Origin of the sequence: Shewanella sp. SP1S1-7, from assembly GCF_031932105.1 — a bacterium.
Classification (GTDB): Bacteria; Pseudomonadota; Gammaproteobacteria; order Enterobacterales; family Shewanellaceae; genus Shewanella; species Shewanella baltica.
On record NZ_JAUOEU010000032.1, the window covers coordinates 44,246 to 56,315 of the forward strand.

The 12,070-nt window shown below is 46.4% G+C and carries 10 protein-coding genes; 7 read left to right on the plus strand and 3 right to left on the minus strand.

Features of this window, described 5'->3' with window-relative positions:
• Positions 1-35 precede the first annotated feature (35 nt).
• Both clpA and clpS read right to left on the minus strand, forming a co-directional pair.
• Positions 36-2,303: an ATP-dependent Clp protease ATP-binding subunit ClpA gene (gene clpA / locus Q4Q49_RS19085; RefSeq protein WP_312000163.1), complete on the minus strand. Its 2,268-nt coding sequence runs from the start codon at positions 2,301-2,303 to the stop codon at positions 36-38.
• A 43-nt stretch (positions 2,304-2,346) separates the two neighbouring features.
• Positions 2,347-2,655 carry an ATP-dependent Clp protease adapter ClpS gene (gene clpS, locus Q4Q49_RS19090; protein ID WP_006081936.1) on the minus strand — a complete coding sequence of 103 codons (309 nt, stop codon included), beginning with the start codon at positions 2,653-2,655 and terminating at the stop codon, positions 2,347-2,349.
• A 194-nt stretch (positions 2,656-2,849) separates the two neighbouring features.
• On the opposite strand from clpS, the gene cspD reads away from it, so the two are divergent.
• Positions 2,850-3,056: a cold shock domain-containing protein CspD gene (gene cspD / locus Q4Q49_RS19095; RefSeq protein WP_006081937.1), complete on the plus strand. Its 207-nt coding sequence runs from the start codon at positions 2,850-2,852 to the stop codon at positions 3,054-3,056.
• A 322-nt stretch (positions 3,057-3,378) separates the two neighbouring features.
• Here cspD and Q4Q49_RS19100 read toward each other — a convergent pair whose 3' ends face one another.
• The gene (locus tag Q4Q49_RS19100; RefSeq protein WP_312000164.1) at positions 3,379-5,604 is read right to left on the minus strand and encodes an NADP-dependent isocitrate dehydrogenase; all 2,226 of its coding nucleotides are present in this window, start codon (positions 5,602-5,604) and stop codon (positions 3,379-3,381) included.
• Positions 5,605-5,947: 343 nt separating this feature from the next.
• Here Q4Q49_RS19100 and rluE point away from each other — a divergent pair, with 343 nt between their 5' ends.
• The 6 genes from rluE (at position 5,948) to Q4Q49_RS19130 (ending at position 11,993) form a co-directional block, all read left to right on the plus strand.
• Complete coding sequence (gene rluE, locus Q4Q49_RS19105; protein WP_312000165.1) at positions 5,948-6,733, plus strand: 23S rRNA pseudouridine(2457) synthase RluE; 786 nt, start codon at positions 5,948-5,950, stop codon at positions 6,731-6,733.
• Positions 6,734-6,802: 69 nt separating this feature from the next.
• Positions 6,803-7,297 (plus strand): NUDIX hydrolase, encoded by a 495-nt coding sequence (locus Q4Q49_RS19110; RefSeq protein WP_312000166.1) that lies wholly within the window; start codon positions 6,803-6,805, stop codon positions 7,295-7,297.
• Between the two features lie 282 nt (positions 7,298-7,579).
• On the plus strand, positions 7,580-8,698 hold the full coding sequence (mnmA, locus tag Q4Q49_RS19115) for a tRNA 2-thiouridine(34) synthase MnmA (RefSeq protein ID WP_312000167.1): 1,119 nt from the start codon (positions 7,580-7,582) through the stop codon (positions 8,696-8,698).
• 3 nt (positions 8,699-8,701) lie between these two features.
• Positions 8,702-9,319 (plus strand): high frequency lysogenization protein HflD, encoded by a 618-nt coding sequence (hflD, locus tag Q4Q49_RS19120; RefSeq protein ID WP_312000168.1) that lies wholly within the window; start codon positions 8,702-8,704, stop codon positions 9,317-9,319.
• A 29-nt stretch (positions 9,320-9,348) separates the two neighbouring features.
• Entirely contained in the window at positions 9,349-10,719 is a 1,371-nt protein-coding gene (gene purB, locus Q4Q49_RS19125) for an adenylosuccinate lyase (RefSeq protein ID WP_259573830.1), read from the plus strand.
• A 134-nt stretch (positions 10,720-10,853) separates the two neighbouring features.
• The gene (locus Q4Q49_RS19130; protein ID WP_312000169.1) at positions 10,854-11,993 is read left to right on the plus strand and encodes a cupin domain-containing protein; all 1,140 of its coding nucleotides are present in this window, start codon (positions 10,854-10,856) and stop codon (positions 11,991-11,993) included.
• Positions 11,994-12,070: the final 77 nt, after the last annotated feature.

The window sequence follows — 12,070 nt, forward strand, 5'->3', positions numbered from 1 at the left end:
CATTTTTATGTCTAAAACTAATGGATAATCAAGCGTTAAGCTTTTGTTGTCGCTTTTTCGTGACGTTCGGTACGAATGACAAGCTCGCCCTCCTTCACATCCACATGCGCCACACCGCCTGACTCTAAGACACCAAATAAGATCTCGTCTGCCAATGGACGTTTGATCAATTCGGTCACGACCCGAGCCATTGGACGCGCGCCCATGTTCTTATCGTAGCCTTTCTCGGCCAACAAGGTTCTGGCTTCGTCGCTGACTTCCAAAATAACGTGTTTTGCATCCAATTGAGCCTGCAATTCCACCAAGAATTTATCGACCACTTTGGCGATAATCGTCATATCCAAATGGTTGAACCAAATGATGGAATCGAGACGATTTCGAAATTCTGGCGAAAATACCCGATTAATTTCAGATAACGCATCTTGGGTGTGATCTTGTTGGGTAAAGCCAATCGACTTACGAATAGTCTCCTGAACACCCGCGTTCGTTGTCATCACCAAAGTCACGTGTCTGAAGTCAGCCTTACGACCATTATTGTCGGTCAAAGTACCGTGATCCATCACCTGCAACAGCAAGTTATAGACATCGCGGTGGGCCTTCTCGATTTCATCCAGTAGCACCACACAGTGCGGATTTTTAATCACAGCATCGGTGAGCAAGCCACCTTGGTCATAACCCACATATCCAGGAGGCGCACCAATCAAGCGTGACACTGTGTGGCTTTCCATGTACTCAGACATGTCAAAGCGCACCAGTTTCATTCCTAAACAGTTGGCTAGTTGGTTAGTGACTTCGGTTTTACCCACACCGGTGGGACCCGCGAATAAGAAGCTACCCACAGGTTTCCTGTCTGTGCCTAAGCCACTGCGCGATAAGCGAATGGCCGAACTCAGACTCTCAATGGCCTTGTCTTGGCCAAAGACCACCATCTTAAGGTTACGCTCAAGATTACGCAGTAAGTCCTTATCAGTGGCGGATACCGACTTCTCAGGGATACGCGCCATTTTCGCCACTATCGACTCAATCTCGGCTTGGCCTATGGTCTTTTTACGTTTGCTCATAGGCAACATCACCATACGTGCACCCGCTTCATCGATCACATCGATGGCTTTATCGGGTAAATGTCTGTCATTGATGTGCTTGGCCGATAATATCGCAGCGCTGCTGATCGCAGCCTGTGTATAACGAACCCCATGATATTCTTCGTATTTAGACTTAAGCCCCATCAAAATCTTAGTAGTTTCTTCCACTGAAGGCTCATTGATATCCACCTTTTGGAAACGACGTGCAAGTGCGCGGTCTTTCTCAAAAATACTTTGATATTCTTGAAAAGTTGTCGAGCCCATGCAGCGCAAGTTACCGCTAGATAGCAAAGGTTTCAGCAGATTAGAGGCATCCATTACGCCGCCAGAGGCCGCGCCCGCACCGATAATGGTGTGGATCTCATCGATGAATAGGATGGCATGCTTATCAGCCGCCAGTTCTTTTAACAGGTTCTTAAAGCGCTTTTCAAAGTCGCCGCGATACTTAGTTCCCGCCAGCAGTGAACCTAAATCCAAGGAATACACTGTGGCTTCAAGCATCACATCTGGCACTTGTTTATTGACGATGCGATACGCCAGCCCTTCGGCAATCGCCGTTTTACCTACGCCCGCCTCACCCACTAACAGCGGATTATTTTTACGGCGACGGCATAGGGTTTGAATCGCGCGCTCAATTTCTTGATCACGACCAATCAGTGGGTCGATGATCCCTTGCTTAGCAAGTTGATTTAAGTTGGACGCAAATTGCGACAACATGCTGCGCTCTTCGCTGCTTTCGCCCTGATCTTCAACCCGTTCTTGATCTTGATGTGACTCAGCATCATCATTTTTGGCGAAACCATGGGAAATAAAATTCACAACGTCTAGGCGACTAATATCGCAGCGGCGCAGTAAATACACGGCTTGGGATTCTTGCTCACTGAAAATGGCGACTAACACGTTAGCGCCGTTCACTTCATTGCGACCCGATGACTGCACATGGAATACTGCACGTTGCAGCACTCGTTGGAACCCCAGCGTCGGCTGAGTTTCTTTGTCATCATCAATATCGGCAATGATTGGGGTTGTTTGTTGGATAAAGCTTGCCACTTCATCTCTGAGTTTATCTAGATTCGCTCCACAGGCGATTAACGCTTCTTGAGCCGCAGGATTGTCGATCAGAGCTAATAACAGATGTTCCACTGTCATATACTCGTGACGCGCGTCTCTGGCTTGCTGAAACGCCAGATTTAAGGTGACTTCCAGGTCTTTGTTCAGCATAAGCACCCCCAAAATTAACAACAGACTACAGAGTAAAGCGGTTTTATGCTTTCTCTAACGAACACAGTAACGGATGTTGGTTTTGTCTTGCAAATTGATTTACTTGTATCACCTTAGTTTCTGCAATCCCAAACGGGAAAATACCGCAAATACCTTTTCCTTGGTGATGGATCGTCAACATGATATCGGTCGCTTCCTGCTCGTTCTTGCGAAAGAAAACCTGCAAAACTTCAATCACAAAATCCATTGGGGTGTAATCATCATTATTGAGTACCACCTTGTACATCGAAGGCGGCATTAACTCTGATTCGACACGTTCTTCAACGTGTTCAATATTTCCTATCTTTGCCATTTTTTAATACTAGCCTCTCGTGTTGGCCTCTTCCAATTGATCCGTTCAAATTAATCAGTTGTTACCCCTTTGTTAATTTTAGCTTGACTTCCGCTTTTACTCCTTACATTCTGTTGTGCAGACGGTGAACGAATACCCGTCTATACAGGTTTTACTATCTTACTGGTAAGTAGACAACAGAAGGAAGTGGAAGTATGGCAAGCGGAACTGTTAAATGGTTCAACAACGCCAAAGGATTCGGGTTTATTTGCCCTGATCAAGGTGGTGAGGACGTTTTTGCACACTATTCTACCATTGAAATGGAAGGCTATCGAACTCTAAAAGCAGGCCAACCCGTTCAATTTGAAGTAGAAGCCGGTCCAAAAGGGATGCACGCTTCAGCCATTTCACCAACAAAATAACGTTTGGTGAGGCCAATGATCTAAAAGGCAGGGACTTGTCCCTGCCTTTTTATTGCTGCGTGTTTTATCAATCCCCACCACTTAATGCTCCATCACTTGTCAGCATTACGCATGAATTTAATTCAAGATCCATCGCCGCAGCTCACCCATTGCATCCCCACAAAAAGATTTAATCATCGGTCTCGACAGTAAATTTAGGGCATAAAAAAGGGATCTGCCATGCAGATCCCTTTTTAAAATCAGTCTAATGACTTACAACTTTACATCAACTTTGATGGCCCACACTGACGCGCACACCATCCAAAAGCTAACACTCACGAGATTAAGCAATCAACAGCTTGTTTAACGTCTCGCTTGGGCGCATGGCTTTTTCAGCCTTAACCGCATCTAAACGGTAGTAACCGCCTAAATCAACTGGTGCACCTTGTGCCGTCGCTAATTCAGCCACAATCACTTGCTCATTTGCGGCCAACGCATGCGCTAACGGAATGAAGTGAGCTTGTAACTGCTCATCGCCCGTTTGCGCGGCTAAGGCTTGTGCCCAGTACATGGCTAAGTAGAAATGGCTGCCACGGTTGTCTAACTCACCGACTCTTCTTGATGGCGATTTGTTGCTATCTAAGAATTGGCCAATGGCTTGATCTAAGGTATCAGCTAACACTTGGGCTTTTGGATTACCGACAGTTTGGCTTAAATGCTCAAGAGACGCCGCCAGAGCCAAGAATTCACCGAGTGAATCCCAACGTAAGTGACCTTCTTTCTCAAGCTGTTGCACGTGCTTAGGCGCACTACCGCCCGCGCCAGTTTCAAATAGACCACCACCGTTCATTAACGGAACGATTGATAGCATTTTGGCACTGGTGCCTAGCTCTAGGATAGGGAACAAGTCAGTCAGGTAATCGCGTAAAACGTTACCCGTGACTGAAATGGTATCTTTGCCTTCTTTGATGCGAGCCAACGAGAAGCGAGTCGCTTCTTCTGGAGACATAATGCTGATCTCTAAGCCATCAGTATCATGCTCTGGCAGATATTGCTGCACTTTTGCAATGATTTGCGCATCGTGGGCACGTTTGCTATCTAACCAGAATACCGCAGGGGTATTGCTTAAACGGGCACGGCGCACGGCCAGTTTGACCCAATCGCGGATAGGTGCGTCTTTAACTTGGCACATTCTCCAGATATCGCCCGCTTCCACATTGTGGCTCATCAATACCTTACCGCTGGCATCGACAACGTTCACCACACCGTCAGCAGGCATTTCAAAGGTCTTGTCGTGGCTGCCGTACTCTTCCGCTTTTTGCGCCATCAAGCCCACGTTTGGCACGCTGCCCATGGTTTTAGGATCAAAAGCGCCGTGCTCTTTACAGAAGGCAATTGTTTCTTGATAGATACCGGCATAGCAACGATCTGGGATCATAGCTTTAGTGTCATGCAGTTGACCATCTGGTCCCCACATTTGGCCAGATGAACGAATCGCAGCAGGCATAGACGCATCGATAATGATGTCGCTTGGCACGTGTAAGTTGGTGATACCTTTGTCAGAATCAACCATAGCCAATGCGGGACGTGCAGCGTAAACGGCGGCGATATCGGCTTCGACTTCGGCGCGGCTATCGGCAGGTAATGTCGCGATTTTGGCATAAACATCACCAAAACCGTTGTTAACATCTACACCTAATTCAGCGAAAAGCGCCGCATGTTTGTCAAATACTGGCTTGAAGAATACCTTCACAGCGTGACCAAACATAATAGGATCAGACACTTTCATCATAGTGGCTTTCAGATGCAGCGATAACAGCACATCTTCAGCTTTGGCGTTGTCGATTTCACGCTCATAGAAGCTTACTAAGGCTTTTTTACTCAATACCGCAGCATCGATAATTTCGCCAGCCAGCAGCTTAAGACCGGATTTGAGCACCATTTCTTGGCCATCTTTTTGCGTCAGCACGATATTCACGCAGCCCGCATCAGATAAAGTGACAGACTGCTCGCTGCCGTAGAAATCGCCTTCAGTCATATGAGCAACGTGAGACTTAGAATCCTTAGCCCATTTACCCATTGAATGCGGGTTTTTCTTGGCGAAGTTTTTCACCGATAATGGGGCACGGCGATCTGAGTTACCTTCACGTAATACTGGGTTTACCGCACTGCCTTTAATCTTGTCGTAACGGGTTTTAATTGACTTTTCAGCGTCGGTTTTTGGCTCATCCGGATAGTGAGGGATGTCATAACCTTTTTGCTGGAGTTCAAGGATACAGGCTTTTAATTGTGGAATCGAAGCACTGATATTCGGTAACTTGATAATGTTCGCTTCTGGCTGATTCGCTAACTCGCCAAGCTCAGTCAGATGATCGCCAATCTTTTGTGCTTCGGTCAGTTGCTCAGGGAAACTGGCAATAATACGGCCCGATAACGAGATATCACGGGTTTCAACCGCAACGCCCGCGGCGTCGGTAAACGTTCTGATAATAGGTAAGAGTGAGAGGGTGGCCAGTGCTGGCGCTTCGTCTGTTTCAGTGTAAATAATTGTTGATGAGTTATCTTTCATGTTACATCCTACATTATTGTAAAATTTAATATTTTTTATAATAATTTTATAGCATGGCGAACAAATCTGAGCACAGTGAAAATATCAATCAAGGCAATCGAATCCGCCTTAACCTTTCACATTCTCAATGCCCTTCTGCCTTTGCGCGCAAGCTAAAATTTGTTACAACGACTCATTAAAACCTAATAAACATTTAGGCACAGATCACATTTTCTGGCCGACATCATAGAGCATTCGCAATAATATTCAAATTCCACTAACGGCGAATGCCAAGTACACTATGACCACATTAACGACTCAATCAAGTCAGGTAAGCGTGTCTCAACCTCCTGTTAGCAAAAGTATGAACAAAAACAAGTTTCCACCTAAACGTGCCAATTCCAGCGCCAGTTCCCCAGCCAAGAGCACGATTAAACCCGCTAAGCCCGCGAGCAGAGGCCCAGCCAACCGCTCTACCGCCGTAGACAACAAAGTGGCGCCAGCACGTAATGCCAATGGCAGTTTAAAGAAAGAACCCTTTAAAAATCCTAATCGACGCGCAATTGCAGCGGCAAAACCGGTGCAGAGCCAAACGCTCGCACCGATTATCGTGCTGTTTAATAAGCCTTTTGATGTACTTTGCCAGTTTACCGATGAACAAGGTCGTAAAACCCTAAAAGACTATATCCCCATTGCTGACGTGTATGCCGCAGGCCGCTTAGATAGAGACAGTGAGGGCTTGTTGTTGCTGACCAATGACGGTCAATTACAGGCAAGACTGACAGAACCGAAAAAGAAAACCTTTAAAACCTATTGGGTGCAAGTAGAAGGCGTGCCGACGGAAGATGCACTGACAAAACTGCGCCAAGGTGTTGAATTAAATGATGGAATGACGCTGCCTGCTAAAGTCAAAATCATGGATTCACCCGATATTTGGCCACGTAATCCGCCAGTGAGAGAACGCAAAAATATCCCAACAACTTGGTTAGAAATCCAAATTCATGAAGGTCGTAACCGCCAAGTCAGACGCATGACAGCGCATATAGGTTTTCCGACCTTAAGATTAATCCGTTATAAAATAGGCCAATGGAGTCTAGATAATTTGCCATCGGGCGAGCATAAATGTATCCGTCTCGGTGATGAAGTCTAAATTTCAGCCAAGTTTCTGCGCTCATTACGCCACTAAAAAGTGGCACCATGTCCACTCAAAGGAGGCACTATGAGTCAACGATATAAACCCAATGTGACCGTCGCTTGTATTATTCATGCGACTTCACAGGATAAGTATCTGATGGTGGAAGAGTGGATTGATGGCGAGCTGCGCTTTAATCAGCCAGCGGGTCACTTAGAAGCCAATGAAAGCTTAATCCAAGCCTGTGAGCGTGAAGTGTTTGAGGAAACGGGGTTATCACTTAACCCCCAAGGACTCGTCGGCATCTATCAATTTAGCGCCAGTGAAGACTTAGCCTTTGTGCGCTTTACCTTCTTCGTACAGTTAGATGATATGCCCTCACTTGCGCCGCAGGACAAGGCTATCCACAGTGCGCACTGGCTGAGTTTTGCACAGATAGAAGCTAAGTCATCTATACTGCGCAGCCCCTTAGTGCTCGATTGCCTAAAAGACTACCTTAATAACGCACAACAGGGTCAAACTTATCCCCTCTCCTTACTCAATAGTGACCGCCTCGCGATAGCCCAAGCGAGTAAGGCGTGATAGAATACCGCCCCGCATAAACTGCTTGTTAAACTTATGCATGTGCTAGTGCCTATCGGCCTCTACGTGGCTAAATAGCAGACTGTACAGTAGGCCCTAAATACGAGTTTTACTGACCGATCGCACTACACCCTGATTTTTAAGTTAGCTCTTAAGTTAGCTTGGATTTAACGCTAGCCCATGTTTTTTAAGCTAGGTTAGGCACTTTTTGTTACGCGCTCAATGTCGCGGCTTAACTTCAACAACCTAGCCAACACACATACTCAATGGTTTTTAGGATCTATGACATCAATCGAACCCACTCATACAGGAAAAAAAGTCATTGTCGGCATGTCCGGCGGTGTAGATTCATCTGTTTCAGCCTATTTGCTTATGCAGCAAGGCTATCAGGTTGAAGGCCTTTTCATGAAGAACTGGGAAGAAGATGACAACAACGAGTACTGCGCTGCCGCAGAAGATTTAAAAGATGCCCAAGCCGTATGCGACAAGCTCGGGATCAAGCTACACACAGTTAACTTTGCAGCCGAATATTGGGACAATGTATTTGAGTATTTCCTCGCCGAATACAAAGCGGGCCGCACGCCAAATCCCGATATCATGTGCAACAAAGAAATCAAATTTAAGGCATTTTTAGAATTTGCCGACGAAATCCTCGACGCCGATTACATCGCCATGGGACACTATGTGCGCCGCCGCGATAATAGCGATGGCAGCACACAAATGCTCCGTGGCGTCGATGGCAATAAAGATCAAAGTTATTTCCTCTACACCCTTAGCCACGAGCAAGTGGCCCGAAGTCTGTTCCCTGTCGGTGAATTGGAAAAACATCAAGTACGTGAAATCGCAAAAGAAATGGGCCTAATCACCCATGATAAAAAAGACAGCACCGGCATCTGCTTTATCGGTGAGCGCAAGTTCACTGAATTCCTGGGCACTTATTTACCTGCGCAGCCTGGCAATATCGAAACCCCAGAAGGTGAAATCATAGGCACACACCAAGGGCTGATGTACCACACCTTAGGCCAGCGTAAAGGCCTAGGCATTGGCGGTATGAAAAACAGCAATGACGATCCTTGGTATGTCGTCGATAAAGATCTTGAGCGTAACGTATTGATCGTAGGGCAAGGCGGACACCATCCTCGTTTGATGTCGACCGGCATGACGGTTAATCAACTGCATTGGGTTGATAGAGTTGGTCCTGTTGACGGCTGTCATATTAGCGTCAAAACCCGCTATCGCCAGCAAGATGTACCCTGCACGCTAACGTATAGCGATGAAAACACCCTAAGGGTTATATTTTATGAACCCGTTGCGGCGGTAACGCCTGGGCAATCTGCGGTATTTTATGATGGTGAAGTCTGCCTAGGTGGCGGCATCATAGATCAATTGATCCGAGGGTAAAGCGTGAACGAGCAATTAGTTAATCGGACCATGGCGTTTGCGGGCATACTGCAAGCCATTGCCCAAGTTCAACATTTAGCCCGCCATGGCGAATTAGATAATGCCGAGCTCGCGGCGAGCTTAAACACCATTCTTGTCACCAATCCTGACAATACGGCCGATGTCTACCAAGACAAAATCGTATTGCAAAAAGGCTATAAGCTGATCCTGAATCAGCTCGGTGACAGCAGTCAAAAAGATGTTGAAATCACCCGCTATTTAGTTGGCGTGTTGGCGTTAGAGCGAAAATTAGTTCGCTCTAACGGCGGTTTAGGCATGTTGGCCGAGCGCATTAATCAAGTGAATCGCCAGCTACATCATTTTGCGATCACCGATGAACAAGTGATTGCCAATCTTGCCAGCATTTACAGTGACATCATCAGTAATTTAGGGCCAAAAATCCAAATCTCTGGTAATCCAGTGTGTTTGCAACGCCCTATCATACAACAAAAAATTCGCGCTCTGCTGCTTGCGGCCATGCGCAGCGCTGTACTATGGCGCCAACTAGGCGGTAAACGTCGACACTTAGTCTTCGCCCGCAAAGCCATAGTCGATACAGCCAAGAAAAGTCTTACCCTATAATAAAATTAGCGTTCATCAAGGAGCTTCACATGGATCTTTCCGCACTAACTGCTATCTCTCCGGTAGACGGTCGTTATGGTAGTAAAACCGCGTCATTGAGAGGGATTTTCAGCGAGTTCGGTCTTACCAAGTACCGTGTTCAGGTTGAAATCAATTGGTTAAAACTGTTAGCAAACTGCCCAGACATTAGCGAAGTGCCGCCACTAAGCGAGTCTGCTATCGCTGTGCTCGATGGCATTAAAGACAATTTCAACGAACAAGATGCGCTGCGTGTTAAGGCTATCGAAAGCACCACTAACCACGATGTGAAAGCGGTTGAATACTTCATCAAAGAAAAAATCGCGGGCAATAGCGAATTAGCCGCTGTGGGTGAGTTTGTTCACTTTGCCTGTACTTCCGAAGATATCAACAACTTAAGCCACGGTTTAATGTTGACTGAAGCCCGTGAGCAAGTATTACTGCCATATTGCAACGAGTTGCTGACTGCGATTAAAAAGCTGGCGATTGAATATCGCTCTGTGCCATTAATGTCACGCACCCATGGCCAACCTGCTTCACCATCAACACTAGGTAAAGAGATGGCGAACGTGGCAATGCGTCTTGAGCGTCAAATCAAACAAATCGCCAATGTTGAAATCATGGGCAAACTGAACGGTGCCGTAGGTAACTACAATGCTCACCTGTCAGCCTATCCTGAAGTTAACTGGCATGAACTATCTGAGCGTTTTGTGACTAGCCTTGGCCTGCACTGGAACGCTTACACGACGCAAATCGAGCCACACGATTATATTGCCGAACTGTTTGATGCGGTTGCCCGTTTCAACACAGTGCTGATTGACTTTGATCGTGACATTTGGGGTTACATTGCCCTAGGTCACTTCAAACAACGCACTATCGCCGGTGAAATCGGTTCATCGACTATGCCGCACAAAGTTAACCCAATCGATTTTGAAAACTCTGAGGGTAACTTAGGTATCGCTAACGCGCTGATGCAACATTTAGCGTCTAAGCTGCCGTTATCAAGATGGCAACGTGACTTAACTGACTCAACTGTGCTGCGTAACTTAGGCGTAGGTATTGCCCATGCGTTGATCGCGTATCAAGCGACCTTAAAAGGCATCAGCAAGTTAGAAGTTAACGAAGCGCATCTGCGTGATGAGTTAGATCACAACTGGGAAGTGTTAGCAGAACCCGTACAAACTGTGATGCGTCGTTATGGTATTGAAAAGCCATACGAAAAATTAAAAGAACTGACGCGCGGTAAACGTATCGACGCCCAGCAACTGTCAGTGTTTATTGACGGACTTGAATTACCAGACTCAGTGAAAGCTGAACTGAAGAAAATGACGCCAGCCAATTACATTGGTCGCGCCGAAGCGTTTGTCGACGAACTGAAGTAAGTTTTTAACTTAACTTAGTTTTTAAATAAACTTAGTTATTAGCTGAAATTGGCGATGGACAATACTCTTTCATAAACAGAAATAAGGATTAAGGCGACTCACATCTCCGCGATGTGGTCGCCTTTTTTAACACTATGTATACACTCAATCTCGATATCGCCCAGTTTCTTAGTGAATACTGGCAAAAGAAACCCCTACTGATCAAAAAAGCGTTTCCACAGTTTGAAGATCCGATCAGCGCCGATGAACTAGCAGGCCTTGCCTGTGAAGAAGAAATCTCTTCGCGTATCGTCGTCACTAAAGATGATAACTGGGAAGTGGTTCAAGGCCCGTTTGAAGATTACGACAGCTATGGTGAAACCCATTGGCAATTGCTAGTGCAAGCGGTCAACCATTGGTACCCCGATTCGCAACCATTAGTTGAAGCGCTGCGTTTTTTACCTGACTGGCGTTTCGATGACTTGATGGCCTCATTTGCGACACCAAGTGGCGGTGTGGGTCCGCACGTCGATAACTACGATGTGTTTATCATTCAAGGCGAAGGTGAGCGTCGCTGGACTGTGGGTGACAATACCCCGCAACAACGCCGCGGTGGCAATCCCAACTCGCCGCTGGTAGAAGACTTCACGCCAATTATCGATGTGGTGCTAGAAAAAGGCGACATGCTTTATATTCCACCTGGTTTCCCGCATTGCGGCGAAACCCTAACAGTGGCAATGAGTTACTCAATTGGTTTTCGTGCACCAAGCCAGCAAGAACTGATCAGTGAAGTCGCCGATTACCTGCTCGACAATAACTTAGGTCAGCAGCGTTTCACGTCGCAAACTGAACCGAGTTCAGCGGGTATCGTCAGCCAAGATCATCAAGTGGGCATAATGTCACTCTTGAGTCAGCTAAGCCAAGATCCCAATAGCTACCAAATAGTGTTGGGCAAGTTGCTTAGTCAAAACCGTTTCGAGCTTGATTTGTGTGAAGGTGAAGAAGCTTACAGCATTGAAGATTTGCAAGATGCCTTCGCCCAAGGTGCTGGCGTCAGCCGTATCGGCGGTTTGAAAGTACTGCGCCTTGAAAATGACGCCACGCCGCGATTATTCATCAATGGTGATGTGCACGAATTGCCCCAAACACCTGTGGACGTTATCGCACAGTTGAGCGATAACGTGAGCTTAAGCGCCGATGAAGCAACTGAAATATGTCAGCATGAAGAAGTTCAAGCCTTACTGTTGAAACTCATCAATCAAGGTTTCTACTACTTAAGCGACAGCGAAGAATAAGCCCTATCTACTTTGCTAGATGCTCTTGTTCTCAAGAGAGGAAATCTGCATATACACCAGTATAAATAAGGCACTCA

Bases quoted from the DNA above. Each gene is read 5' to 3' on its own strand.
- clpA (WP_312000163.1), bottom strand. From the start codon at position 2,303: ATGCTGAACAAAGACCTGGAAGTCACCTTAAATCTGGCGTTTCAGCAA.
- clpS (WP_006081936.1), bottom strand. From the start codon at position 2,655: ATGGCAAAGATAGGAAATATTGAACACGTTGAAGAACGTGTCGAATCA.
- cspD (WP_006081937.1), top strand. From the start codon at position 2,850: ATGGCAAGCGGAACTGTTAAATGGTTCAACAACGCCAAAGGATTCGGG.
- Q4Q49_RS19100 (WP_312000164.1), bottom strand. From the start codon at position 5,604: ATGAAAGATAACTCATCAACAATTATTTACACTGAAACAGACGAAGCG.
- rluE (WP_312000165.1), top strand. From the start codon at position 5,948: ATGAACAAAAACAAGTTTCCACCTAAACGTGCCAATTCCAGCGCCAGT.
- Q4Q49_RS19110 (WP_312000166.1), top strand. From the start codon at position 6,803: ATGAGTCAACGATATAAACCCAATGTGACCGTCGCTTGTATTATTCAT.
- mnmA (WP_312000167.1), top strand. From the start codon at position 7,580: ATGACATCAATCGAACCCACTCATACAGGAAAAAAAGTCATTGTCGGC.
- purB (WP_259573830.1), top strand. From the start codon at position 9,349: ATGGATCTTTCCGCACTAACTGCTATCTCTCCGGTAGACGGTCGTTAT.
- Q4Q49_RS19130 (WP_312000169.1), top strand. From the start codon at position 10,854: ATGTATACACTCAATCTCGATATCGCCCAGTTTCTTAGTGAATACTGG.